The organism is Enterobacter sp. 01-M-02-SI-ECC, from assembly GCF_047530595.1.
Classification (GTDB): Bacteria; Pseudomonadota; Gammaproteobacteria; order Enterobacterales; family Enterobacteriaceae; genus Enterobacter; species Enterobacter cloacae_M.
Map to the genome: position 1 here is coordinate 77,908 of NZ_JBLKCZ010000007.1, position 25,560 is coordinate 103,467.

The 25,560-nt window shown below is 57.0% G+C and carries 23 protein-coding genes; 15 read left to right on the plus strand and 8 right to left on the minus strand.

The features are described 5' to 3' along the window. Positions 1–133 precede the first annotated feature (133 nt). Positions 134–703, plus strand: a complete 570-nt coding sequence (locus ACMWLG_RS11770) for a glycine cleavage system transcriptional repressor (RefSeq protein ID WP_045399725.1) — start codon at positions 134–136, stop codon at positions 701–703. After that, a complete protein-coding gene (gene bcp / locus ACMWLG_RS11775; RefSeq protein WP_023308759.1) occupies positions 703–1,173 on the plus strand; it encodes a thioredoxin-dependent thiol peroxidase in 471 nt (156 codons plus the stop codon). Before ACMWLG_RS11770 ends, bcp begins: the two co-directional genes overlap by 1 nt. A gap of 95 nt (positions 1,174–1,268) precedes the next feature. Here the strand turns inward: bcp and ACMWLG_RS11780 are convergent, their stop codons facing one another. Further along, entirely contained in the window at positions 1,269–2,333 is a 1,065-nt protein-coding gene (locus ACMWLG_RS11780) for an AI-2E family transporter (RefSeq protein WP_033146172.1), read from the minus strand. 221 nt (positions 2,334–2,554) lie between these two features. On the opposite strand from ACMWLG_RS11780, the gene bepA reads away from it, so the two are divergent. Both bepA and arsC read left to right on the plus strand, forming a co-directional pair. Further along, positions 2,555–4,018: a beta-barrel assembly-enhancing protease gene (bepA, locus tag ACMWLG_RS11785; RefSeq protein WP_023308761.1), complete on the plus strand. Its 1,464-nt coding sequence runs from the start codon at positions 2,555–2,557 to the stop codon at positions 4,016–4,018. Positions 4,019–4,036: 18 nt separating this feature from the next. Further along, the gene (arsC, locus tag ACMWLG_RS11790; protein WP_023308762.1) at positions 4,037–4,393 is read left to right on the plus strand and encodes an arsenate reductase (glutaredoxin); all 357 of its coding nucleotides are present in this window, start codon (positions 4,037–4,039) and stop codon (positions 4,391–4,393) included. Here the strand turns inward: arsC and ACMWLG_RS11795 are convergent. After that, a complete protein-coding gene (locus ACMWLG_RS11795) occupies positions 4,390–5,214 on the minus strand; it encodes a helix-turn-helix domain-containing protein (protein ID WP_045399722.1) in 825 nt (274 codons plus the stop codon). The two genes, arsC and ACMWLG_RS11795, sit on opposite strands and share 4 nt — an antisense overlap. 146 nt (positions 5,215–5,360) lie before the next feature. Between ACMWLG_RS11795 and celB the strand changes: the two genes are divergently transcribed. The 3 genes from celB to ACMWLG_RS11810 are packed head-to-tail and all read left to right on the plus strand — an operon-like array spanning position 5,361 to position 9,097. Further along, entirely contained in the window at positions 5,361–6,680 is a 1,320-nt protein-coding gene (celB, locus tag ACMWLG_RS11800) for a PTS cellobiose transporter subunit IIC (protein ID WP_045399719.1), read from the plus strand. Between the two features lie 3 nt (positions 6,681–6,683). Continuing rightward, entirely contained in the window at positions 6,684–7,640 is a 957-nt protein-coding gene (locus ACMWLG_RS11805) for a N(4)-(beta-N-acetylglucosaminyl)-L-asparaginase (protein ID WP_045399715.1), read from the plus strand. After that, entirely contained in the window at positions 7,640–9,097 is a 1,458-nt protein-coding gene (locus ACMWLG_RS11810) for a leucyl aminopeptidase family protein (RefSeq protein ID WP_045399712.1), read from the plus strand. The genes ACMWLG_RS11805 and ACMWLG_RS11810 overlap by 1 nt, the downstream gene beginning before the upstream one ends. Before the next feature lie 48 nt (positions 9,098–9,145). Here ACMWLG_RS11810 and ACMWLG_RS11815 read toward each other — a convergent pair whose 3' ends face one another. The 4 genes from ACMWLG_RS11815 to ACMWLG_RS11830 all read right to left on the minus strand — a co-directional run bounded on the left by ACMWLG_RS11815 (position 9,146) and on the right by ACMWLG_RS11830 (position 13,531). Next, on the minus strand, positions 9,146–9,847 hold the full coding sequence (locus ACMWLG_RS11815; RefSeq protein ID WP_211438414.1) for a DnaA inactivator Hda: 702 nt from the start codon (positions 9,845–9,847) through the stop codon (positions 9,146–9,148). Positions 9,848–9,943: 96 nt separating this feature from the next. After that, positions 9,944–11,233 carry a uracil permease gene (gene uraA / locus ACMWLG_RS11820; RefSeq protein ID WP_045399708.1) on the minus strand — a complete coding sequence of 430 codons (1,290 nt, stop codon included), beginning with the start codon at positions 11,231–11,233 and terminating at the stop codon, positions 9,944–9,946. Between the two features lie 83 nt (positions 11,234–11,316). Further along, the gene (gene upp / locus ACMWLG_RS11825) at positions 11,317–11,943 is read right to left on the minus strand and encodes a uracil phosphoribosyltransferase (RefSeq protein WP_023308769.1); all 627 of its coding nucleotides are present in this window, start codon (positions 11,941–11,943) and stop codon (positions 11,317–11,319) included. Between the two features lie 157 nt (positions 11,944–12,100). Beyond that, on the minus strand, positions 12,101–13,531 hold the full coding sequence (locus tag ACMWLG_RS11830) for a 6-phospho-beta-glucosidase (protein ID WP_045399705.1): 1,431 nt from the start codon (positions 13,529–13,531) through the stop codon (positions 12,101–12,103). 266 nt (positions 13,532–13,797) lie between these two features. Here ACMWLG_RS11830 and purM point away from each other — a divergent pair, with 266 nt between their 5' ends. From purM to ppx, 4 genes are all read left to right on the plus strand, one after another. Beyond that, positions 13,798–14,835, plus strand: a complete 1,038-nt coding sequence (gene purM, locus ACMWLG_RS11835) for a phosphoribosylformylglycinamidine cyclo-ligase (protein ID WP_008501643.1) — start codon at positions 13,798–13,800, stop codon at positions 14,833–14,835. After that, positions 14,832–15,473, plus strand: a complete 642-nt coding sequence (gene purN, locus ACMWLG_RS11840) for a phosphoribosylglycinamide formyltransferase (RefSeq protein ID WP_023308771.1) — start codon at positions 14,832–14,834, stop codon at positions 15,471–15,473. The genes purM and purN overlap by 4 nt, the downstream gene beginning before the upstream one ends. A 207-nt stretch (positions 15,474–15,680) precedes the next feature. Beyond that, the gene (ppk1, locus tag ACMWLG_RS11845) at positions 15,681–17,741 is read left to right on the plus strand and encodes a polyphosphate kinase 1 (protein WP_032643595.1); all 2,061 of its coding nucleotides are present in this window, start codon (positions 15,681–15,683) and stop codon (positions 17,739–17,741) included. Between the two features lie 3 nt (positions 17,742–17,744). Continuing rightward, on the plus strand, positions 17,745–19,283 hold the full coding sequence (gene ppx / locus ACMWLG_RS11850; RefSeq protein ID WP_045399702.1) for an exopolyphosphatase: 1,539 nt from the start codon (positions 17,745–17,747) through the stop codon (positions 19,281–19,283). A gap of 4 nt (positions 19,284–19,287) precedes the next feature. Here ppx and ACMWLG_RS11855 read toward each other — a convergent pair whose 3' ends face one another. After that, a complete protein-coding gene (locus ACMWLG_RS11855) occupies positions 19,288–21,528 on the minus strand; it encodes an EAL domain-containing protein (RefSeq protein WP_045399698.1) in 2,241 nt (746 codons plus the stop codon). A gap of 352 nt (positions 21,529–21,880) precedes the next feature. On the opposite strand from ACMWLG_RS11855, the gene ACMWLG_RS11860 reads away from it, so the two are divergent. Beyond that, positions 21,881–22,069, plus strand: a complete 189-nt coding sequence (locus ACMWLG_RS11860; RefSeq protein ID WP_050582901.1) for a YfgG family protein — start codon at positions 21,881–21,883, stop codon at positions 22,067–22,069. On the opposite strand, the gene ACMWLG_RS11865 is transcribed toward ACMWLG_RS11860, so the two are convergent. Continuing rightward, positions 22,066–22,956 (minus strand): LysR family transcriptional regulator, encoded by an 891-nt coding sequence (locus tag ACMWLG_RS11865; RefSeq protein WP_045399695.1) that lies wholly within the window; start codon positions 22,954–22,956, stop codon positions 22,066–22,068. The genes ACMWLG_RS11860 and ACMWLG_RS11865 overlap by 4 nt on opposite strands. A 97-nt stretch (positions 22,957–23,053) precedes the next feature. Between ACMWLG_RS11865 and ACMWLG_RS11870 the strand changes: the two genes are divergently transcribed. The 3 genes from ACMWLG_RS11870 to ACMWLG_RS11880 are packed head-to-tail and all read left to right on the plus strand — an operon-like array spanning position 23,054 to position 25,556. After that, on the plus strand, positions 23,054–24,283 hold the full coding sequence (locus tag ACMWLG_RS11870; RefSeq protein WP_045399692.1) for an MFS transporter: 1,230 nt from the start codon (positions 23,054–23,056) through the stop codon (positions 24,281–24,283). 50 nt (positions 24,284–24,333) lie between these two features. Continuing rightward, the gene (locus ACMWLG_RS11875; RefSeq protein WP_045399690.1) at positions 24,334–24,801 is read left to right on the plus strand and encodes a DUF6130 family protein; all 468 of its coding nucleotides are present in this window, start codon (positions 24,334–24,336) and stop codon (positions 24,799–24,801) included. Positions 24,802–24,812: 11 nt separating this feature from the next. Then, positions 24,813–25,556: an alpha/beta fold hydrolase gene (locus ACMWLG_RS11880; protein ID WP_045399687.1), complete on the plus strand. Its 744-nt coding sequence runs from the start codon at positions 24,813–24,815 to the stop codon at positions 25,554–25,556. Positions 25,557–25,560 lie beyond the last annotated feature (4 nt).

Consider the following 25,560-nt stretch of genomic DNA (forward strand, 5'->3'; position numbering starts at 1 on the left):
GTGCGAACAAGAGCCTCAATGTTACGTTTGGAACTGTAATAAAAGCAAGCGACCTGAGGCTCTCAGGCGGTTGTATGCATGTTTTTTTTATGCTTTCCTTAGGAAGACTTAACCATGCAAAGGAAGAACAGGTTTGACAACCTCATCACAACATTACCTGGTTATCACTGCGCTGGGTGCCGACAGGCCGGGTATCGTGAACACCATCACCCGTCACGTAAGCAGCTGCGGCTGTAATATCGAAGACAGCCGTCTGGCGATGCTTGGCGAAGAGTTCACATTTATTATGTTGCTTTCCGGGACATGGAACGCCATTACGTTGATTGAATCGACCCTGCCGCTGAAAGGGGCCGAACTGGATTTGCTGATTGTCATGAAGCGCACCACCGCGCGTCCGCGTCCGGCACTGCCTTCTACCGTCTGGGTACAGGTTGAAGTGCCTGATTCTCCGCATCTGATTGAGCGTTTCACGGCGCTTTTTGACAGCCATCAGATGAATATTGCCGAACTGGTTTCCCGTACGCAGACAAGCGATGACGATGGTCTTCCGGTGCTGTTTATTCAAATTACCGCGCACAGCCCTGCCTCACAGGATGCGTCAAATATCGAGCAAGCGTTCAAAGCCCTCTGTACAGAATTAAACGCGCAGGGCAGTATAAGCGTCGTCAATTATTCGCAGCACGAACAGGATGGAGTTGAGTAATGAACCCACTGAAAGCCGGTGACATCGCACCGAAATTTAGCTTACCGGATCAAGACGGCGAGCAAGTAAATTTGACCGACTTCCAGGGACAGCGTGTTCTGGTCTATTTCTACCCGAAAGCCATGACCCCCGGCTGCACCGTACAGGCCTGCGGCTTACGCGACAACATGGACGACTTGAAAAAAGTCGGCGTGGAAGTGCTGGGTATCAGCACGGATAAACCAGAAAAGCTGTCACGATTTGCTGAAAAAGAGCTGCTGAACTTCACGCTGCTTTCTGATGAAGACCATCAGGTATGCGAGCAGTTCGGCGTCTGGGGCGAGAAGACGTTTATGGGTAAAACCTACGACGGCATTCACCGCATCAGCTTCCTGATTGACGCTGACGGTAAAGTTGAACATGTGTTTGACGACTTTAAAACCAGCAACCACCACGACGTGGTGTTGAACTGGCTGAAAGAGAACGCCTGATAAACAGCAAAACGGCAACCCAGGTTGCCGTTTTTAGTGTTTTCCCCCTCTCCCATAGGAGAGGGTCGGAGTGAGAGCATCGGGCCGCACAAAAACTACTTCTCTTCCACCGCCGGCACATCCGGCCACGCGTGGACCACGGCTTTAATCAGCGTCGCCAGCGGAATCGCAAAGAACACGCCCCAGAATCCCCACAGCCCGCCGAAAATCACCACGGATAAGATAATCACGAGCGGATGCAGGTTCACCGCTTCGGAGAACAGCACCGGCACCAGCAGGTTACCGTCCAGGCCCTGAATAATCAGGTACACTGCAAAGCAGCTCCAGAACTCTGTGCCCAGCCCAAACTGGAACAGCGCGACCCCAACAACCGGAATGGTCACCACAAACGCGCCGATGTACGGAATCAGGACCGACAGCCCCACCAGCACCGCCAGCAGCAGCGAGTAGTTCAGCCCGAAAATCAGGAAGCCAATCCAGGTGGCTACCCCCACGACAATCATCTCCAGCACCTTGCCGCGAATATAGTTGGTGATCTGCTGGTTCATCTCTTCCCAGACCTGCCCTGCCAGACCGCGGTTGCGCGGCAGAATACGGCGCACGGCGTTGAGCATCTGATCTTTATCTTTCACCAGGAAGAAGACCATCAGCGGCACGAGCACAAGGTAAACCGCCAGCGTCAGCAGCCCTACCAGCGAGGCCAGAGAGTACTTCACCACCGAATCGCCCATCGTCATGATGCGGGCGCGCATATTTTCGGCCATCGCGTCGATAATTCCGGCATCCATCAGGGCCGGATAACGGCGCGGCAGCGTGGCGGCAAAATCAGACAGCTTGTTCAGCATGCCGGGCATGTCGCGGATCAGGTTAATTCCCTGCTGCCAGGCGACAGGCATCACCACAAAAGCCATTAACAGCAGGATGCCGACAAACAGCACCAGCACGATGCTGGTCGCCCAGCGGCGGGAACAGCCGATATGTTCCAGACGCGCCGTGGGCCACTCCAGCAGGTACGCCAGCACAATCGCCACCAGCAGAGGGGCAAGCAGGCCGCTGAAGAAGAACAGAATACCGAACCCGGCAACCAGAATAACCAACAAAGCAATGGCTTCCGGGTCGCTGAACCGACGCCGGTACCACTGCATTAACATTTCGAGCATACAACCCTTCCCTGAATCGAATGGCGGGAGTGAGACGGTGAATTGTATCTAACTGTCACAAAAAAGACTTTCGCTTTTTGTATCCCGATCGCAATCCGCAAAAGCCTGATGAATGGGATTTTCTTCATGCTGTAACACGGCTACACTCGCAGAGCAGCAGAGATGAACGTTATGCCGGTTCATCGGTCAAATTAGCACATCCAACATACAGGACAGTGGTTATGTTCAGGCAGTTGAGAAAAACACTGGTTGCAACACTGATTGCCGCGGTGACGGTCGGTCAGGTGTTGCCCGCTTTTGCTGACTCGTCCGATTCATTGCCGGACATGGGCACCACAGCAGGAAGCACGCTCTCTATTGGGCAAGAGATGCAAATGGGGGATTACTATGTTCGCCAGCTGCGCGGTAGCGCCCCGCTGATTAACGACCCTTTGCTGGTACAGTACATTAACGGGCTGGGGATGCGCCTGGTTTCGCACGCCGACTCGGTAAAAACCCCCTTCCACTTCTATTTAATCAATAATGACGAAATCAACGCCTTCGCCTTCTTTGGCGGTAACGTGGTGCTGCATTCGGCGTTATTCCGTTATTCCGACAATGAAAGCCAGCTGGCCTCGGTAATGGCGCACGAAATTTCGCACGTCACACAGCGTCACCTGGCGCGTGCGATGGAAGACCAGAAACGTAACGCTCCCCTCACCTGGGTGGGCGCGCTGGGCTCTATTCTGCTGGCGATGGCCAGCCCGCAGGCCGGGATGGCAGCGCTGACCGGTACGCTGGCGGGAACACGGCAGGGGATGATCAGCTTTACCCAACAAAACGAGCAGGAAGCGGACCGCATCGGGATTCAGGTGCTGCAGCGCTCGGGCTTTGACCCGCAGGCCATGCCGAGCTTCCTCGAAAAACTGCTCGATCAGGCGCGTTACTCTTCCCGTCCGCCGGAAATTCTGTTGACCCACCCGCTGCCGGAAAGCCGCCTGTCGGACGCCCGTAACCGTGCCAACCAGATGCGTCCGGTGGTGGTTCAGTCTTCGCAGGATTTCTACATGGCGAAAGTGAGAACGCTTGGGATGTACAATTCCGGGCGTAACCAGCTCACCAGCGACCTGCTGGATACCCTGGCGAAAGGCAACGTGCGTGAGAAAAACGCCGCGCAGTATGGTCAGGCGCTCCAGGCGATGGAAGCCAGCAAATACGACGAGGCGCGCAAAGCGCTGCAACCGCTTCTGGCTGCCGACCCGAACAACCCGTGGTACCTCGATCTGTCGACGGATATCGATCTGGGCCAGAAGAAAACGGCCGATGCGATTAACCGTCTGAAGGGGGCGAAAGACGTCCGTACCAACCCGGTGCTGCAGCTTAACCTGGCGAACGCTTACTTACAGGGCGGTCAGCCTGGCGAAGCGGCGACCATTCTGAACCGCTATACCTTTAACAATAAAGATGATCAAAACGGCTGGGATTTGCTCGCTCAGGCGCAAGCCCAGCTCGGCAACCGCGATCAGGAGCTGGCGGCGCGTGCCGAAGGTTTTGCCCTGGTGGGCCGCCTCGATCAGGCGATTTCCGCGCTCAGCAGCGCCAGCTCGCAGGTCAAGCTCGGCAGCCTCCAGCAGGCCCGTTACGACGCGCGTATCGATCAGCTGCGCGGCCTGCAGCAGCGCTTTAAGCCGTACGAGAAGATGTAATAAAGGAGAATTCACGTCATGACAGACGCCGTAAAAATCTATCACAACCCGCGCTGCTCCAAGAGCCGCGATACCCTGAGCCTGCTGAAGTCTAACGGCGTTGAGCCGGAAGTGGTGCTGTACCTCGACACCCCACCTGACGCGCAAACCCTCCGCCAGCTGCTGCACATGCTGGGAATGGGCAGTGCAAGAGAGTTGATGCGCCAGAAAGAAGATCTGTATAAGTCGCTTAACCTGGATGACAGCCGTCTCACCGAGGCTGAGCTGATCCAGGCGATGGTTGAAAATCCAAAGCTGATTGAGCGCCCGATTGTGGTGGCGAACGGCCAGGCGCGCATTGGACGCCCGCCGGAAGACGTGCTCGAGATCCTCTAGTTCTTATGCCGCAGCGCTTCCAGAAAGGCCTGCGGCGTACTCTCTCCCAGCTTTTTCTGCGCTTTTCTCCGGTTGTAAAATTCGCACAGCTGGATCAACAGTTCGCCTGCCGGTTCACTGTTCAGACGTGGGATGATTTCACATAGCGGCAGAGCAACCTGAACGGCGCGGTACTGCTGCGGATGCGCTGTCACGGTGGTATTACGCTCCTCAAGCTTCACCTCAAAACCAAAAGTCTCAACAGATTGGATATCAGCCGGACAGGCTGCCAGCGCGTCGTTCGCCCAGTGGGCCAGCAACTGCGGAGAAATGCCCGCGTACAGCCGGGCGTAGCACCAGCCGCTCACGGGTTCACGCGCCCACAGCAGATGCTGCTCCCCGCCATCGTCCATATGCAGCGACAGAGGCTGATGATGTAACAGGAGTTTTTGCGGCACGATGCCTGCCTTCAGCGCCTTTTTTCCCTGCAACGTCGCGCCCTTCTGCTTTACCGAAGCCGGTTTGAGATAGCGATTCAGGGTCGCGCGGGACACGGCGATCCCGAGTCCGCTATTGACCATCTGCAGCAGTTCGTCCAGCGGGGCGCCAGTGATATCCCGCAGGGCATTGACCAGCGCAACCTGCTCCTGTCTCAATGCTTTGTGTATCACTTTTGGCGTCGTATGGTTATCCGAAACCTGCTCGCGGTTGCGCCAGCGCCTGACGGTAGTGACCGAAATACCCAGCTCGGTAGCAAGCTCTCTGTCGCTTTTATCTGACTGCTGAAGATAGCGACGGATGCGCGGCGTCGTGGTTGCATTAGCATGCAGTTTAATTTCCATCGCAGGATCCTCAGAACCAATCTTGTGAGATTTATACTACAAAAGCGATTGCTTTGTGACCAATTTCACCTTTCGCTCGCCACGCTTCACTGATAATCCCCAGACATAACACAAACAACACCCCTCAATCTTGTACGGAGTTCACAATGAACAATGTTCTGGGATTTCTTGAAGCAAAACTGATGCCGCTGGCGGCCAAAACGGCCCAGCAGCGCCATCTCGGGGCCATTCGCGGCGCCTACGTGTCATTCATGCCGTTTATCATCGTCGGCTCTATTCTGCTGGTGATCTCATCGTTCCCGAATCAAGCCTATCAGCAGTTTATGTCTCAGGCCTTTGGTGAGAGCTGGAGCGCCATTATTGAAATCCCGTTCAACGCGGTGTTCTCCACCATGTCGCTGTTCATCAGCTTCCTGGTCGCCTTCCGCCTGGCGGAACACTATGGCGAGGATCGCATCTCCTGCGGCATCCTGGCGCTGGTCGCCTTTCTCATCCTGACACCCTTTATCAAAGTGGCGGAAAACGGCGGTATCACCGTCATTCCGGTGGAGTGGATTGGCAGCAAGGGGCTGTTCGTGGCGATGATCGGTTCCCTGCTGTGGACGGAGCTGTTCTGCTGGCTCAAGCGCAAAAAGCTGGTGATCAAAATGCCGGACGGCGTGCCTCCGGCGGTGCAGGAGTCGTTCGCCGCGCTGATCCCGGCCCTGCTGGTGATGATTCTGGTACTGGGTATCCGCATCGTGTTTGAAAACACCCACTACAACACCATCCACCAGTTTATTTACGAAGTGGTTGCCACGCCGGTGCGCCACTACGGCACCTCTTACTTTGGCGCGCTGATGACGGTGTTCAGCATCACCATTCTGTGGTCAGTGGGCATTAACTCCGGCTCGATGATCAACGGAATCATTCGCCCACTGTGGATGGAGAACCAGACCGACAACATCGCCGCGATTCAGGCAGGCGCGACGCCGCCGCACATTATTACTGAACAGTTTTTTGACATGATCTGGATGGGCGGCGCGGGGGCCACGCTGTCGCTGGTGATTGCGATGCTGATTTTCGCCCGCAGCAAAAACATGCGTGAAGTGGCGCGCCTCGGCGCCGGGGCATCGGTGTTTAACATCAACGAACCGATCCTGTTTGGCCTGCCGGTGATCATGAACCCGATCATGCTCATCCCGTTCAACCTGGTGCCGCTGGTGCTGGTCACCGTGCAGTATGCGGCGATGAAGATTGGCGCGGTTGCCGTCACCACCGGGGTGTTTATTCCCTGGACGCTGCCGCCGGTCATCAGCGGCTTTATCGTTACCGGACACCTGAGCGGCAGCGTCATGCAGCTTATCAACCTGCTGATTGGCGCCATGCTGTATCTGCCTTTCATGCGTATCGTGGACAAACAGTACCGCGCGGCGGAAATGGCCACCGTTACGCAAACCGACACCACCCTTGCAAAACAGGAGTAAAGCATGTGGGGAATTATCGCGACCTGGAGAATGGCGCTTGAAGGCGTTACGGAGTCTGCGTCAGCGCTGGCTGCGGGAAAACCGGTCTCTGCAGCGGTGGTGGATGCAGTCGCCGCCGTCGAAGACTTTCCGTTTTATAAATCCGTCGGCTACGGCGGGCTGCCCACCGAAAATGGCGAGGTGGAGCTGGACGCCGCCTACATGGACGGCGATACGCTGGCGTTTGGCGCCGTGGGCAACCTGGTGGATATCGCCAACCCGGTGCGCGTGGCGCATGCGTTAAGCCGCCAGCGCTACAACAGCCTGCTTGTCGGCCAGGGCGCGCGGGAATGGGCGCTGAGCCAGGGCTTCGCCGACAAAACCATGCTCACTGACCGCGCCATGCAGCACTACCGCAAGCGCTGCCGCGAGACGCTGGATAAGGGCTTAAGCCCTTACGACGGGCATGACACCGTCGGCATTATCGGACTCGATAAACAAGGGTCAATGAGCGTCGCCACCTCCACCAGCGGCCTGTTCATGAAGAAACGTGGTCGACTCGGGGATTCGCCCATTATTGGTTCCGGCTTTTACTGCGACAGTGAAACCGGCGCCGCCACCGCCACGGGCGTCGGTGAAGATCTGATGAAAGGCTGCACCAGCTACGAAATTGTCCGCCGAATGGCGCAGGGTATGACGCCGCAGCAGGCGGCGGATTCAGTGGTGTTCGAGCTGGAAGACAAGCTGATGTCGCGCTTTGGCCGCGCGGGCGATCTTTCCGTGGTGTGCATGAACAAGAGAGGCGAGTTCGGGGCCGCCACCAACATCAAAACGTTCTCGTTTGTGGTGGCGACGGATCGCCAGCCCCTCACCGTTTTTCGTACCGAACGCCTGCGGGAGAAAACGCATTATTACGCCGTAGACGATGAGTGGATGCAGGCCTATGCCGCGCGGATCCGCGCGCCGATTGAGGAGTCATGATGATTACGTATCAGTTTATCACCGCGCTTTCTGACGCGGCTCCGCAAAGCCATTTGATTGCGTCCGCCTCCTGTACGCATTTGCCCGAAACGGCGCTTGTCGCGGAAATGCGCGAGTCTGCCAGCATCGCTGACACCCGCTTTGGCTGCGCCCCGTTTGCCCGGATCACCCTGCTGCCGGATGCCCTCTGGCAGGATAGCCTGACCGAAGGATTGCTGACGGCGCTGCGCCCGCTGCTGGCCTCGCCCGTCAGCCCCGAGCTGATACTGGACGTTACTGCTATCGACGATGTGGTGCTGGCGCAGGTGCTGCGTTTTCTCTTTAATCAGGCGCACAGGCTGAGCGACCTGAAGCTGAAGAAAACGGATGAATCGGCGGTGCGACTTGCGAACATCACCGCCCTCTGCCTGCCGGAACAGCAGGCAAAACTGGAGGGTGTTTTCCGCCAGCAGCAGGCCATCGCCCACGGCATGGTCGCGGCGCGACGTCTGGCGGATATCCCGTCCGACCGATGCACGCCGCAGTTTGTGGTGGAAGAGGCGCAAAGGCTCTGTGCCGCCTTCCCCGCCCTGCGCTGCGAAGTGCTGAACGAAAAGGCTATTGCTGAGCAGGGTCTGGGGCTGCTGCAGGCCGTTGGCAAAGGGGCGACCTGTCCGCCGCGCCTGCTGGCTATTCATTATGACGGCGTCAACGACGGCCCGGTGCGCTGCTATGTGGGTAAAGGCATTACCTTCGATACCGGTGGCCTGTGGCTGAAGGAAGGCGCGGGCATGTACACCATGAAATACGACATGTGCGGTGCGGCCAACGTGCTGGGGCTGATGCTCACCGTCGCAGAGCTGGCGCTGCCCGTGCGCATCATGGGCGTGCTGGCGCTGGCGGAAAACGCCATCGGCCCGGACGCCATGCAGCCCGGCACGGTAGCAACGGCCTGCAACGGCATCACGGTTGAAATCAACAACACCGATGCCGAAGGCCGACTGGTGCTGGCGGACGCCATCGCCTGGGCCAGCCAGCGGCACCCACAGGCTCAATATATTATTGATATAGCAACGCTAACCGGTGCAGTGGTTAAAGCGCTGGGGTATGAATTCAGTGGTTTAATGACGCAAAATGAGTTGATGCGCGATTTTCTCATCCGAGCCGGGAAAAGAAGCAGTGACGAAGTGTGGTCTTTACCCTTGGATGCCCGCTTGAAAAAGCAGACCGAGAGTACCATCGCCGATCTGTGCAACACGCCGACCAATAATGCAGCAATCAGTGCTTCGGCGGCGTGGCTGCTGCACCACTTTTGCCCGCCGACAATCCCGTGGGCGCATCTGGACATCAGCGGTACGGCGCTATGGCGCGAAAACGGACGGAGCGTGGCGTCGGGAAGACCGATTCCACTTCTGGTTGAGCATTTACAATACGATATTTTGATAATGGAGGAGATGATCAATAAGTACGGAAAATAACGGTTTTCGTAGGCCCGGTAAGGCGTAGCCGCCACCGGGCGAACAAACTCAAAGCTTAAGAATATCTTTCACGAACGGAATGGTCAGCTTGCGCTGGGCGGTAATGGAGGCGCGATCGAGCTGATCGAGCGTGTCAAACAGCGTGCGCATTTCGCGATCCAGCCGCTTGAGCAGGAAGCGCCCCACGTCCTCCGGCAGCTCAAACCCACGCTGCTTTGCGCGCAGCTGTAACGCCTGAAGCTTATCTTCATCCGACAGCGGCTGAAGCTTGTAGATTTGCCCCCAGTCCAGACGAGACGCCAGGTCCGGCAGCCCCAGATTGAGCTGTCTCGGCGGACGATCGCCGGTGATCAGCAGCCGGGTTTTGCCCGACTCCAGGATGCGGTTGTAGAGGTTGAAGATCGCCATTTCCCACGGCTCGTCCCCCGCCACGCACTCGATATTATCGATGCAGACCAGCGAGAGATGTTCCATTCCCTCCAGCACCTCAGGCACGAACCAGGTGCGTTTATCCAGCGGCACGTAGCCTACCGCATCTCCGCGCGCCGAAAGCTCCGCGCAGGCGGCATGCAGCAGGTGGCTGCGCCCCGCGCCTTCGCGTGACCAGATATAGATGTATCCGCTGTGATCCTGGCGCAGCACGTTTTGCAGTGCAGCCAGTAAAGAGGGGTTATCACCCGGCCAGAAACTCGCGAAAGTTTCGTCGTCAGGGAGATAAAGTGGCAGAGAGAGCTGTGCCGGTCCGTTCAGAAATACCTCAACCAGAGATCCTACGTAAAATCGGAAAGGAGTTTAACACGGAACCTGCAAGGAGAGAACCGGGCGATCCCTCGCCCGACTTTTCGATCAATGTGACGCTTTTTCGCTTTCGTCCGCGTCCAGTACCACCTCTTCAGGGCGGATCACCGAGATCAGCTTGAAGATCAGGCTCAGGCCCACGCCGACGATGGTCGCCAGCGCCATGCCCTTCAGCTCGGCCGCACCAATGTGCACCTTAGCACCGCTCACGCCGATGATCAGGATAACGGAGGTCAGGATCAGGTTTTGCGCCTTGCTGTAATCCACTTTGGATTCAATCAGCACGCGAATACCGGAGGCGCCGATCACGCCGTACAGCAGCAGAGAAACGCCGCCCATTACCGGCACCGGAATGATCTGAATCGCTGCCGCCAGTTTACCGACGCAGGAGAGCAGAATGGCGATAATCGCCGCGCCGCCGATAACCCAGGTACTGTAGACGCGGGTAATCGCCATCACGCCGATGTTCTCACCGTAGGTGGTGTTTGGCGTCGAGCCAAAGAAACCGGAAATGATGGTGGAGAAACCGTTCGCAAACATGGAGCGGTGCAGGCCCGGGTCGCGGATTAAATCGCGCTTAACGATGTTCGCCGTCACCACCAGGTGGCCGACGTGCTCCGCAATCACCACCAGCGCCGCAGGCAGAATGGTGAAAATAGCAAACCATTCAAAGCGTGGCGTATAGAAGGTTGGAAGGGCGAACCAGTGCGCCTCGGCAATCGGGGTGGTGTCCACCACGCCCATCGCGAAGGAGAGCGCATAGCCCGCCAGCACGCCGATCAGGATCGGGATAATCGCCATAAAGCCGCGGAACAGCACGGAGCCAAACACCGTTACGCCCAGCGTTACCAGCGAGATGATAATGGTTTTGGAATCCGGTGACTGACCGTCAGCAGGCAGCAGACCGGCCATATTCGCCGCGACGCCCGCCAGCTCAAGACCGATGACCGCAACGATTGCGCCCATCGCCGCAGGGGGGAACATCACGTCCAGCCAGCCGGTACCGGCTTTCTTCACAATGAAGGACACCACGCAGAACAGGACGCCACACATGATAAAGCCGCCCAGCGCGACTTCATAACCCAGCGGCAGCAGCAGCAACACCGGCGAGATAAAGGCGAAGCTCGACCCGAGATACGCCGGGATTTTGCCTTTACAGATAAAGAGGTACAGCAGCGTACCGATGCCGTTGAACAGCAGCACGGTGGCCGGGTTAATGTGGAACAGGATTGGCACCAGCACGGTTGCGCCAAACATGGCGAACAGGTGCTGCAAACTAAGCGGGATAGTCTGTAAAAGCGGCGGTCTTTCACTCACCCCGATAGCACGGCGTGTCATAGTGTTTTCCTCTGTGTAGTATTGTTGGTGTTTTATTCAAAAAAAAGCCGACTATCAAAGTCGGCTTATTTATCGTTATTCGATTATTTCGTACCAAAGATCTTATCGCCGGCATCGCCGAGCCCCGGGATGATGTACCCGTGCTCGTTCAGGCCCTGGTCGATAGAGGCGGTATACAGCTCAACGTCCGGGTGCGCTTTTTCCAGCGCCGCGATCCCTTCCGGAGCGGCAACCAGTACCAGTACCTTAATGCTGTTGCAGCCCGCGTTTTTCAGCAGGTCGATGGTGGCAATCATTGAGCCACCGGTCGCGAGCATTGGGTCAACCACCAGCGCCATGCGCTCGTCGATGTTAGAGACCAGCTTCTGGAAGTAAGGAACCGGCTCGAGGGTCTCTTCGTTACGGTAGATACCCACCACGCTGATACGCGCGCTTGGCACGTGCTCCAGCACGCCTTCCATCATGCCGAGACCGGCACGCAGGATTGGCACCACGGTAATTTTCTTACCTTTGATCTGCTCAACCTGCACCGGGCCGTTCCAGCCTTCGATGGTGACTTTTTCGGTTTCCAGATCAGAGGTCGCTTCGTAGGTCAGCAGGCTGCCGACTTCAGATGCCAGTTCGCGAAAACGCTTCGTGCTGATGTCATGCTCACGCATCAGGCCCAACTTGTGTTTAACGAGTGGGTGTTTCACTTCCACAATCTTCATTCTCTTTCTCCTCTGAGGTGGCGTCCGCAAAAAAATCGCGGGATTATACCGCTTTTTTCAGATTAGGCCATACCCATGTTGCTTGACAGGGATCAAGCAAAGACAAAAAAGCCGGAGACTGGGCTCCGGCTTTTTTGCGGGGTTCTCCCGGTAGCGCTTAGAGCTGCTCTCCGTTGCTGGCAATAACCTGCTTATACCAGTCGAACGATTTTTTCTTACTGCGGTTCAGCGTGCCGTTGCCTTCATTATCTTTATCGACAAAGATAAAGCCGTAGCGTTTTTTCATTTCGCCCGTGCCGGCAGACACCAGGTCGATACAGCCCCACGGGGTGTAGCCCATCAGATCCACGCCATCTTCCACCACCGCTTTTTTCATCTCGCGGATGTGGGCGGCCAGATAATCAATACGGTACTGGTCGTTCACCGTGCCGTCGCTCTCCTGCACGTCGATCGCGCCAAAGCCGTTCTCAACGATAAACAGCGGCAGCTGGTAGTGATCCCAGAACCAGTTCAGGGAGTAGCGCAGCCCGACCGGGTCAATCTGCCAGCCCCAGTCGGATTTCTGGACGTACGGGTTAGAGACCAGGCTCTTGCTTTCGTCGTAATCCAGCTGCGGGTTGTCCGCCGTCGCCTTGGTGGCGAAGGACATGTAGTAGCTGAAGCCGATGTAATCGACGCAGCCCTGCTTCAGCGCGGCTTTATCCTCTTCGGTTATATCCAGCGCGAAGCCGCGACGTTCGAAGTAGTTGAGCAGGTGCTGCGGGTACCTGCCGCGCACGTGCACGTCGGTGAACCAGTAGCGGCGATGCATGGCGTTCATCGCCATCATCATATCGTCCGGCGCACAGGTCAGCGGGTAGATAGGACACATGGCAATCATGCAGCCAATCTGCAGCGACGGGTTAATCTCGCGCCCCGCCTTCACCGCCAGGGCGCTGGCCACCAGCTCATAGTGCGCCGCCTGGAACATCACTGGCTCACGGTCTTCACCCGGCGCGTACTTCAGCCCGGAGTTCGTGAACGGCGCAAAGTCTTCGTGGAAGTTAGCCTGGTTGTTGATCTCGTTGAAGGTCATCCAGTACTTCACCTTATGCTGGTAGCGCTGGAACACCACTTTTGCAAAACGAACGAAGAAGTCGATCAGCTTACGGTTGCGCCAGCCACCGTATTCGGTGACCAGATGGAAAGGCATTTCGAAGTGAGACAGGGTGATAACCGGTTCGATGCCGTACTTCAGGCATTCGTCGAACAGATCGTCATAGAATTTCAGGCCAGCCTCGTTAGGCTCAAGCTCGTCGCCTTTCGGGAAGATCCGCGTCCAGGCAATAGAGGTGCGGAAGCATTTGAACCCCATCTCGGCAAAGAGTCTGATGTCTTCTTTATAGCGGTGGTAGAAATCGATGGCTTCATGGTTAGGATAATTTTTCCCCTCCAGCACGCCGTTGGTGATTTCACGCGGCACGCCGTGCGCCCCCGCGGTCATGACATCGGCAACGCTCACGCCCTTGCCGCCCTCTTTCCAGCCGCCTTCCAGCTGGTGCGCCGCAACGGCCCCGCCCCACAGAAAATCTGCTTTAAATCCTGACATTCGCTTTCCCTCATTCTGCGTTATTTTCTGCAAAAACAATTACAGAAACCGGTTTCAGTTCGATGATGTGCAAAGGGCGTAGCTGTTGCAAGCAGTTCTCAGAAACCGGTTTCATTTTCGTGAACAGAGTCAAGTTTGGCTGCATTCATAAGGCACACAGAAAAAAAGATCCCCACGTCCAGAATAGGCTCGCAAACGTTTGCCTGGACTGTTAGAATTGCGCCGATTTTTCTTACTAGCTATGCAATCGCGTGGGGATTTAAGCCGTGACCAACAAAACTTCTCTCAGCTACAAAGATGCCGGTGTTGATATTGACGCAGGTAATGCGCTGGTTGACCGAATCAAAGGTGTGGTGAAAAAAACCCGCCGCCCGGAAGTGATGGGTGGTCTGGGTGGATTCGGCGCACTGTGCGCGCTGCCGCAAAAATATCGTGAACCTGTTCTGGTCTCGGGTACTGACGGTGTAGGCACCAAACTGCGCCTGGCGATGGATTTAAAACGTCACGACACGATCGGTATCGATCTGGTCGCGATGTGCGTGAATGACCTGGTGGTACAGGGCGCAGAGCCGCTGTTCTTCCTCGATTACTACGCGACCGGCAAACTGGACGTGGATACCGCTGCCAGCGTGATTAACGGTATCGCCGAAGGCTGTCTGCAGTCCGGCTGTGCGCTTGTCGGTGGTGAAACCGCGGAAATGCCGGGCATGTATCACGGCGAAGATTATGACGTCGCGGGCTTCTGCGTCGGCGTAGTAGAAAAATCAGAAATTATCGACGGCAGCAAAGTGGCCGATGGCGATGTGCTGATCGCGCTGGCCTCCAGCGGCCCGCACTCCAACGGCTACTCCCTGGTGCGTAAAATCCTCGAAGTGAGCGGTTGTGACCCGCTGACGACCGAGCTTGACGGCAAACCGCTGGCTGACCATCTGCTGGCGCCGACCCGCATCTACGTGAAAAACGTGCTTGAGCTTATTGAGAACGTCGACGTTCACGCTATCGCTCACCTGACCGGCGGCGGCTTCTGGGAAAACATCCCGCGCGTCCTGCCGGACAACACCCAGGCGGTGATCGACGAATCGTCATGGCAGTGGCCAGCCGTGTTTAACTGGCTGCAGACCGCAGGCAACGTGAGCTCTCACGAAATGTACCGCACCTTTAACTGCGGCGTGGGCATGGTTATCGCCCTGCCGGCAAGCGAAGCGGATAAAGCGGTTAAGCTGCTGACTGAAAAAGGTGAAAACGCGTGGAAAATCGGTACGATTAAAGCTTCCGATTCCGAACAGCGTGTGGTCATTGAATGAAAAACATCGTGGTGCTCATTTCCGGCAACGGAAGCAATTTGCAGGCCATCATAGACGCCTGCAAGCAGAAGAAAATCAATGGCACCATTCGGGCAGTTTTCAGCAACAAGGCCGACGCGTTCGGCCTTGAGCGCGCGCGGGAAGCGAACATTCCCGCGCACGCGCTGGAAGCCAGCCAGTTCGCCGGGCGTGAAGCCTTTGACCGCGAGCTGGTGCATGAGATTGATGCCTACGCGCCGGACGTGGTCGTGCTGGCGGGCTATATGCGTATTCTGAGCCCGGCCTTCGTCGAACACTTCGCCGGTCGTCTGCTGAATATCCACCCTTCCCTGCTGCCAAAATATCCCGGCCTGCATACCCATCGTCAGGTTCTGGAAAACGGCGATGAGGAGCACGGCACCTCCGTGCATTTCGTTACCGACGAGCTGGACGGCGGTCCGGTGATCCTGCAGGCGAAAGTTCCGGTCTTTGACGGCGACAGCGAAGAAGACGTGACCGAACGCGTGCAGACCCAGGAACACGCCATTTACCCGCTGGTGGTCAGCTGGTTTGTCGACGGGCGTCTCGAGATGCGCGACGGTGCAGCCTGGCTGGACGGCGTGAAGTTACCCCCGCAGGGTTATGCGGCCGAAGAGTAGTTTGTTATGTCGGGTGGCGCTGCTGCGCTTACCCGACCTGTACATTGCATTACCCGATATCCCCTTCTCCAACCTTCTAAAATCCCCAACAAAAAAAATAACTGTCATACTTTTCTGGCACTGTTGGACATATCGTGGAATTGCTCGCCATAATAAGGACGAGACGGATTTACCACGTCCTGTGATTGAACTGGAGTGTGAGCTGTAATGGGTCAGGAAAAGTTATATATCGAGAAAGAGCTAAGCTGGTTAGCATTCAACGAACGTGTACTCCAGGAAGCGGCAGACAAAAGTAACCCGCTTATCGAGCGCATGCGTTTTTTGGGCATTTATTCCAACAACCTGGATGAGTTCTACAAGGTTCGCTTTGCCGAGCTGAAAAGACGCATCATCATCAGCGAAGAACAGGGCTTAAACTCGCACTCGCGGCATCTGCTGGGCAAAATCCAGTCCCGCGTGCTGAAAGCCGATCAGGAATTTGACGGCCTGTATAACGAACTGCTGCTGGAGATGGCGCGCAATCAAATCTTCCTGATTAACGAACGCCAGCTTTCCGTTAACCAACAAAACTGGCTGCGCCACTACTTCAAACACTACCTGCGCCAGCACATTACCCCGATTCTCATCAACCGCGAAACCGATCTGGTTCAGTTCCTGAAAGATGATTACACCTACCTGGCGGTGGAAATTATTCGCGGTGAGTCTATCCGTTACGCGCTGCTGGAGATCCCGTCCGACAAGGTGCCCCGCTTTGTGAACCTGCCGCCGGAAACCCCTCGCAGACGCAAGCCGATGATCCTGCTGGACAACATCCTGCGCTACTGTCTGGACGACATCTTCAAAGGCTTCTTCGATTACGATGCGTTAAACGCCTATTCGATGAAGATGACCCGTGACGCCGAATATGACCTGGTGCACGAGATGGAAGCCAGCCTGATGGAGCTGATGTCCTCCAGCCTGAAACAGCGCCTGACGGCCGAGCCGGTGCGCTTTGTCTATCAGCGTGATATGCCGGATGCCATGGTGGAGATGCTGCGCGATAAACTGACCATTTCGCGCTATGACTCCATCGTGCCGGGCGGTCGTTACCACAACTTTAAAGACTTTATTGGCTTCCCGAACGTCGGCAAAGCCAATCTGGTGAACAAGCCGCTGCCGCGCCTGCGCCATCTGTGGTTCGATAAATTCCGCAACGGATTCGACGCCATTCGCGAACGCGACGTGCTGCTTTACTATCCGTATCACACGTTTGAGCACGTGCTCGAACTGCTGCGTCAGGCCTCGTTCGATCCGAGCGTGCTGGCGATCAAAATCAACATCTACCGCGTGGCAAAAGATTCCCGCATCATCGACGCGATGATCCACGCGGCGCACAACGCCAAAAAAGTCACCGTGGTGGTTGAGCTGCAGGCGCGCTTCGACGAAGAGGCCAACATTCACTGGGCGCGCCGTCTGACGGAAGCCGGTGTGCACGTAATCTTCTCCGCGCCGGGGCTGAAAATTCACGCCAAGCTGTTCCTGATTTCCCGTAAAGAGGGTGACGATGTAGTGCGCTATGCCCACATCGGTACCGGGAACTTTAACGAGAAAACGGCGCGAATTTATACCGACTACTCGCTCTTAACCGCCGACGCCCGCATTACTAACGAAGTGCGCCGGGTCTTTAACTTTATCGAAAACCCGTACCGTCCGGTGAGCTTTGACTATCTGCTGGTCTCGCCGCAGAACTCGCGCCGCCTGCTGTACGATATGATCGATAAAGAGATCGCCAATGCCCAGAAAGGGCTGTCGTCCGGCATCACGCTGAAGCTTAATAACCTGGTCGACAAAGGGCTGGTGGACAGGCTGTACGCGGCGTCCAGCTCAGGCGTGCCGGTTAACCTGCTGATCCGCGGCATGTGCTCGCTGATCCCGGAACTGGAAGGCATCAGCGACAATATTCGTGTGATCAGCATTGTTGACCGTTACCTGGAACACGATCGGATCTATATTTTTGATAATGCGGGTGATAAACAGGTCTATCTCTCTTCGGCAGACTGGATGACGCGCAATATTGACTACCGTATTGAAGTCGCGGCACCGCTGCTGGATCCGCGTCTGAAGCAGCAGATCCTCGACATCATCGAGATTCTGTTCAGCGATACCGTGAAAGCACGCTATATCGACAAAGAACTCAGTAACCGCTATGTGCCGCGCGGCAACCGCCGCAAAGTGCGGTCGCAACTGGCGATTTACGACTATATCAAATCACTCGAGCAACCCGATTAACCTATGCCGATAAATGATAAGACCCCACGCCCGCAGGAATTCGCCGCGGTCGACCTTGGCTCTAACAGTTTCCACATGGTCATCGCCCGTGAGGTGGATGGCGCGCTGCAGATCATCGGTCGTCTGAAGCAGCGCGTACACCTGGCGGATGGTCTTGATGAACGCAGCATGCTCAGCGAAGAGGCGATGGAGCGCGGGTTAAACTGCCTGTCGCTGTTTGCTGAGCGCCTGCAGGGCTTCTCGCCCTCCAGCGTGTGCATCGTGGGCACCCACACCCTGCGCCAGGCCCTGAACGCACCTGAGTTTCTCAAGCGGGCCGAAAAGGTGATCCCCTACCCGATTGAGATCATCTCCGGCAACGAGGAAGCGCGTCTGATCTTCATGGGCGTCGAGCACACCCAGCCGGAAAAAGGGCGCAAGCTGGTGATCGACATCGGCGGCGGTTCTACGGAGCTTGTGATCGGCGAAGACTTTGAGCCGCGCCTGGTGGAAAGCCGCCGTATGGGCTGCGTCAGCTTCGCACAGATGTATTTCCCGGGCGGTAGCATCACCCGCGAGAACTTCCAGCGTGCGCGGATGGCGGCTGTCCAGAAGCTGGAAAACCTGGCCTGGCAGTACCGTATCCAGGGCTGGAACGTGGCGCTTGGCGCGTCGGGTACCATCAAAGCGGCGCATGAAGTGCTGCTGGCGATGGGTGAAAAAGACGGGTTTATCACGCCCGAACGCCTGACGTTGCTGACCGAAGAGGTGCTGAAGCATAAAAGTTTTGACGCCTTAAGCCTGCCGGGTCTTTCCGACGAGCGTAAGGTGGTCTTCGTACCGGGGCTGGCCATCCTCTGCGGCGTGTTTGATGCCCTCGCCATTAAAGAGCTGCGCCTTTCCGACGGCGCGCTGCGCGAAGGCGTGCTGTATGAGATGGAAGGCCGCTTCCGCCATCAGGATATTCGCAGCCGCACCGCACAAAGCCTGGCTAACCAGTACAACATAGACCGCGAGCAGGCGAAGCGCGTGCTGGACACCACGGTGCAGATGTACGAGCAGTGGGAAGAGCAGAATCCGAAGCTCGCGCACCCGCAGCTTGCCGCGCTGTTAAAATGGGCCGCAATGCTCCACGAGGTGGGGCTCAACATCAACCACAGCGGGATGCATCGCCATTCGGCCTACATTCTGCAAAATAGCGATCTGCCTGGCTTCAACCAGGAGCAGCAAACCATGATGGCGACCCTGGTGCGTTATCACCGCAAAGCGATCAAGCTCGACGACCTGCCGCGCTTCACGCTGTTCAAGAAAAAACAGTTCCTGCCGCTTATACAGCTGCTGCGTCTGGGCGTACTGCTCAATAACCAGCGCCAGGCGACAACGACGCCCCCAACGTTAAAACTGAAAACAGACGACCATCACTGGACGCTGAGCTTCCCGCACGACTGGTTCAGCCAGAACGCGCTGGTCCTGCTGGATCTGGAAAAAGAGCAGCAGTATTGGGAAGCGGTCACCGGCTGGCTGCTTAAAATTGAAGAAGAGAGCGCCGACGTCGCCGCGTAACGGCTCAGGCGTCCGCGCAGGACGCCTCTGCTTCCGGCAGTGACTCAAGCGGCACCGGTCTGCCAATCAGATAGCCCTGCACATAATCGATGCCTAGCGCGTGAACCGCGCTACGTATCTCTTCGCTTTCAACATACTCCGCCACCACCAGCATTTTCTTCATGCGCGCAAGATGGCAGATAGACGCCACAATCTGATAATCCAGGCTGTTATTGACGATATTGCGAATAAAGCTGCCGTCAATCTTGAGAATATCCGCGTCCACGCTTTTCAGCCGCGCATAGCTCGCATAGCCGGTGCCAAAATCATCAATCGCAATACGTACCCCCGTTTTCTGCAGCTGCCGGAGGATGTGTAGCGCCTGCTCTGCATTGCTAAAGGTGCTGCACTCCGTCACTTCAAAGATTAGCTGCCACGGCTCAATGGCGTATTTCGCCAGCAGGCGACTCACCTCAAGCGGAAACTGCACCCGACACACGGTCGACGGGGCCAGATTAATGGCAAAGCGCTGGCCGGGCAGTCTTTCGCGATGCGCGGACAGGAAGCGTAAGGTATGCTCCAGCACCCACAAATCTACCCGGGAAGAGAGACCAAACTCCTGCGCGACGGGCAGGAACTGGTTGGGGGAGATCAATAGCCCGTTGATATCCGGCATCCGGAGCAGGACTTCGTGATAGCAATCGCCGCGCAGGCCGCGAACGGGTTGAACCAGCAGGGTGAATTCGTCGTTATCAAGCGCCTTTTGCAGGCGGCTCATCATCGCGACCTTATCTTTCAGGTTGCGCTGCAAATGGACGGCACCCCGCTGCTGAAGATTTTCCGGATGGTTGGAGGAGAGCGACAGGTCGGCAACCACGCCCAGCTCGCCCAGCACCAGATAAAGATGGTTAACCGGGGACCGGACATAGCAATAGCTCACGCCCACCTGCGGCTGCAGCGGCATGCCGTCCCAGACAAAGCGGAACTGCTTGATATGCTCGTCCAGGGCTTCAATCCGCTGCTGGTGCGATTCCGCGTTGAGCCGTACCGCCAGGTCATACCCGGTCAGGTGATACACCAGCTCATTGGGCTGGAGAATGCCATTCACCCACTGCGCCAGCTGCTGCTTGTACTGAATCCGCAGCAACACGCCGTAATTTCGGCCCAGAATTTCCAGCTCCGGAATGCGCAGCAGGCAGAGCGCCGACCACGGGTTTTTCGCCAGATCGCGCGACAGCGCCCGCAGGTTAGGCATATGGACGACCGGGTCGAGCAGCGCCAGCCTGCGGGAGCGTTTGTTCGCCGCGCGCTGCCGTGTTGCCAGCATCGACATATAAATCACCACGAAGGAGAAGACCAGGTAACTGGAAGAGGTGATCGCCAGCTGAATGTCATACCCCGGATTTACCGGGATATAGCGATAAAAATAGTGAATAGACACCAGCAGTATCGGCGTCCAGATAAGCGAAATCAGCTTATAGCCAAAACGCATCGCGCCCCAGAGCATCACCGGCATCAGCAGGGAAAGAGTGTAGTTGGTGGTGAAAATGGAGCTGTTCTCATTCATCGGAATCAGCAGCAGCGAAAGCAGCCCGCCAAGCGCGATAGCCCACACCAGCAACTCAACGACCGTCACCTTTTTGTCTATCTCGGAACGGATCTGCGAGAGAAGGCTTTTGATATAGCGCGGATGTCGAAGCAGGCGGATCAGCAGATAGCTCAGCGGCACGCCCGTTAGCCCGCTGACCAGCAGCGTCTGATAGTTGATGAGCGTGCGAATATTGAGGGGATTTAATCCCGCAAGGCTCTGACGGCTCTCATACACGCCTAAATACACCGCAAACTGAAACAGCACCATAAATAGCGTCGCGGGGCAGAAGACTTGCCAGAAGATGCGCTGCGCCATCAGCCGCACGTCGCCGTACGCCGTCATATTCCGTCTGGGCGAAAATACCCGGTAGCCTCCCCAGCTGAGCACTAAAGGGACGACAAAGTGGAAGATCCCCGCGACGGTTTCAAACATCCCGACCGACGGGTAATAGCGGATAAACAGCGACAATACGATCCCGGGCAGCGCTTCCAGGCCAAAGAACATCATCAGCGAAAGCAAAAATGAGAGGGGTAAATAATAGAGTGCCGCAATGCCGTCGCCCAGCTGCGTGAATGTATTCGCGATGCTCAGCACGGGAAGTAAAACCACAGGCAAAATAAGCGGTAATGCCCACCAGCGGTTTTCATTTTTTTTCAGGAAAGCCAGAATGTTCATAGATGCCCGGTTAAACCCCTTTCGCTCCAGAGGGAAAATAAAGACAGGCATCCAACCTGACGTACGCGCCGCCCGGCGGCGTGCGGGGCGAACAGTATGGAGGAAGGATTTTAAATATCAGGGCCGGGAAGCCGTTGACTTAAATCAAACTACTTTACGCAAATAACTTTTTGCGGCATTTTTTTGAAATTATTTTCTTCATATTATCAATATGATAAATGCATTAATTAATTTCAATAACATTAATCAATGTAAACATTGACGGTTATTTACACACTTCAGAATTGACCCCATCTTCCCCCTGTGCCTTAATATCCTTGTCGCCCAAAAGGGCTTATCCAGGAAAAACAGAGTGAGTCAGGTCACGCGTATGCGCAAACGACATCAATTTAATACCCGAATGACCCGCATCATACTGCTCATCAGCTTCCTGTTTTTCTTTGGCCGCTTCGTTTACTCTTCAATTGGTGCCTGGTACCACCATCAGGACAAAACCCAGTCGCAGCAATCCAGCCTGACCGTCGACACCACCGATCGCTAAACTGCCGCAGGATGCTGCACGAGCCGAATAATGGCCGCGATCCCTTTGCTGAGGATTTTATCCTGTCGCATTACCACCGCCAGCTGCCGCTGCAGCATGGGCGTAAGCGACATCACGCATAGCCCTTCGCGATCGGCATCCTGTTCGACCGCCATTCGCGGCACAATACTGTAGCCCAGCCCCGCGCGAACCATGCGTTTGATCGCCTCGATGCTGCCAAGCTGCATCACCGGTGCGATCGCTAATCCATTAGCCGCAAACCAGCCATCGATCAGCGCCCGGGTACCGCTGCCTGATTCAAAGGCAATCAGCGGCTGAGCGTGCAGCGCCTCCGGGGTAAAGTCCCTGAAAGCATCCTGCTGCTCCCGCGACGCGATAAAGACAAACTCTTCGTCCATCACCGGCATGACGTCCAGCGCTCTGCCGCTCACCGGCAGCGTCACCAGCCCCATATCGAGCCGGTTCTCTTCGATGGCCCTGACGATGTCGAGGGTGTTGCCCGTCGTCACCTCCACGCTCAGGAGCGGATAGTCCTGGCGCAGCTTCTCCAGCAGCGGGGGCAGAAGATGGATGCAGGCCGTTGCCCCCGTGCCAAGCGTAATGGTGCCGCTCACATCGTGGCTGAATGCGCTCACGGACCGAATGGCGGCATCCACTGCCTGCTGAATACGCTCCCCATGCGCCATCAATGCTTCTCCGGCAGGAGTCGCCTTTATCCCTCGCCCGGTACGCTCCACCAGCCGCGTTTGCAGAAATTGCTCCAGCTGGCGTATTTGCAGGCTGACGGCGGGCTGGGAAATACCCAGCACATCCGCTGCCGCTGAAAAGCTGCCGCGCTGGATCACCAGACGGAACGTGGCGAGATAGCCCAGATTAAGCGTTGTCATTCAAAGTTTCTCTTATACCGCGCATAAGGTTGCTGCCCTGCCAGCACAATAGCGCGCGAGTTATGCTCAGGACAACTGCATAACGGAATGAAAAACAATGGAAACACCCGCCCTGCCACGCCGCCTCGCCCTCACGGCGGGATGTAATCAGCTTATCAACTGGGGGATCTCGTTTTATATGCCCGGCACCTTTGCAATGGCGATTTCAGCCGACCGGGGATGGTCATCACCGCAGATTTACCTCGGCCTGACGCTGGCGATGCTGGTGATGGCGGCAGTTTCTCCGTTTGTCGCCCGCCTGCTGGCACGCTTTGGCGGTCAGAAAGTGGTGATGAGCGGCACGTTGCTGATCGCCGCAGGCTGCGCAGGGATGGCGTATACCCAGACGCTTTTTGGCTGGTACTGCGCCTGGCTTATCGGCGGCACAGGGATGCGCCTGTCGCTGTACGACGCGCTGTTCGCCGCGCTGGTAAACCTCTACGGGCAGCAGGCGCGAAGAACGATCTCACGCGTCACGCTGTCGGGCGGGCTGGCCTCCGCCGTTTTCTGGCCGCTGGGTGATGCCCTGCTTCAGGTCATGAGCTGGCAGGAGGCACTGCGCGTCTATGCTCTCTTCGGCCTGCTGAGCGCGATGCTGATTCGAACGCTTCCCCGGCAAAGGCTGACGGTGACGACAAAGGTCACTGCGCCGCCGCTGAACAACGAGCGGCATAACGCCTGGCTTTATGCCGCCTTCATTGCCCTCATCACCTTTGTCTCTAACGGCACATCCACCCATCTGCCGGAGTTTATTGCCCACTTTGGCCTGCCGGTCGCCATCGGCATGCTGTGGGGGATCGGCCAGACGTGCGCCCGCTCGCTGGAAGTGCTGGCGGGTGCCCGCTTAACCCCCTTCAAACTGACGCTTTTTACCGCGCTCGCCATGCCGCTCTGCTTTCTTCTGGGGATGAGCAGCGCCCTGTTTGCGTGGTGTGCAGCCGGGTTTGTGCTGGGCTACGGCGCCATCAACGGGCTGGTCACCATCGTAAAAGCCACCCTGCCGCTGGAGCTGTTTAGCACCGAAAGCTATGCCCGCCGCACGGGGATGCTGCTGATCCCAGGCCAGCTAATGGCGGCAGCCTCACCGTTTGCCTATGCGTGGCTGAATAAAACCCTGGGGATCGCGGGTGCAATGTGGGTTTCAACGGGGCTGACGCTGGTGATTGCCGGGCTGGCGATAGCGATTGTGCGCCGTCCACGCAGGCAAACTGTATCGCACTGTATCCAGAGCACCACGCTGACAAACGGGTACAAAACGCCGCCTCCGGCAAATATCTCCGATACATAAAAATGGTTTTCTTTCCCTGTCGCCATTCAGAACCGATGAGGAGAGAACCCATGATTCGTCGTTATGCACTTATCCCCCTGCTTGTCCTGGCATCTGTAGCCCATGCCCGGGCCACACCGCTGGACAACCTGAGCGCCGCGGACGTGAACGGCCCCGCCGCCGTTGCGCCGCTGGCGCAGCCGCAGCCGCCCGCAAAGCTGATAGTCGATCCCCCGCTTGCCGGGCCGCTGAGCAAAGGCGCGGTGTTTATTCAGTACCGTGCCGAAAACCTGCGCATCGAGCCGGTATTCGGCCCCGAAGCGCTCAAGGTTACCCCGCGCATCGGGCACATTCACGTGGTGGTGGATGACGCGCCGTGGCACTGGGCTGACGCCAGCGGAGAGCCGGTGATCCTGGTGGGGCTGCCCGCCGGTAAACACAAGGTGACAATTATTCTGGCCGACCCGACGCACAAGCCGCTCGACCACAAAACCGTTGAATTCACCGTCCCGCCCCACGCGGCGGTCCACCATTTTTAAGGAGTCTGAAGATGAAAGCACTGTCTGTAGTGACGGCAGGCCTGCTGGCGCTTTCCGCCAGCGCGTTTGCACAGAATAAAACCAGTGTGGTGCTGGTCCACGGCGCGTTTGCCGACGGCAGTAGCTGGAATAAGGTGATTACCCTGCTGCAGAAACAGCACGCCGAGGTCATTGCCGTCCAGCTCCCGCTCACGTCGCTTAAGGATGACGTTGCGGCCACGCGGCGGGCCATCGCCCGCGCCCAGGGTGACGTGGTGCTGGTGGGCCACTCCTGGGGCGGCACCGTGATTAGCGAGGCGGGCAACGATGCGCGGGTAAAATCGCTGGTGTACGTGGCGGCGTTCGCGCCGGACTCCGGCCAGTCGACGGCGGATCTGGCAGGAAGCTTCCCTGCCCCGCCGGGCAGCGCGGGCATTGCTAAATCGGCGGACGGCTATTTATACCTGCCGACAGGAGCCGTCAGAAAGGACTTCGCGCCTGACGTGAAGCCAGCCATTCAAGATACGATTGCAGCCACGCAGGGGCCGATTAAGGCCGAGGCGTTTGGTGAAAAGGTCGCCCACGCGGCGTGGCATGACAAACCGAGCTGGTATGTGGTCAGCAAGAATGACCGTATGATCAACCCCGATCTTGAACGGGCGATGGCGAAGACGATCCATGCGAAAACCGCCGAGGTGGCGGCAAGCCACGTGTCGATGGTAAGCCAGCCGCAGATCGTTGCCCGGACGATTGAGCAGGCGATAGGCGGTAATTAACCGG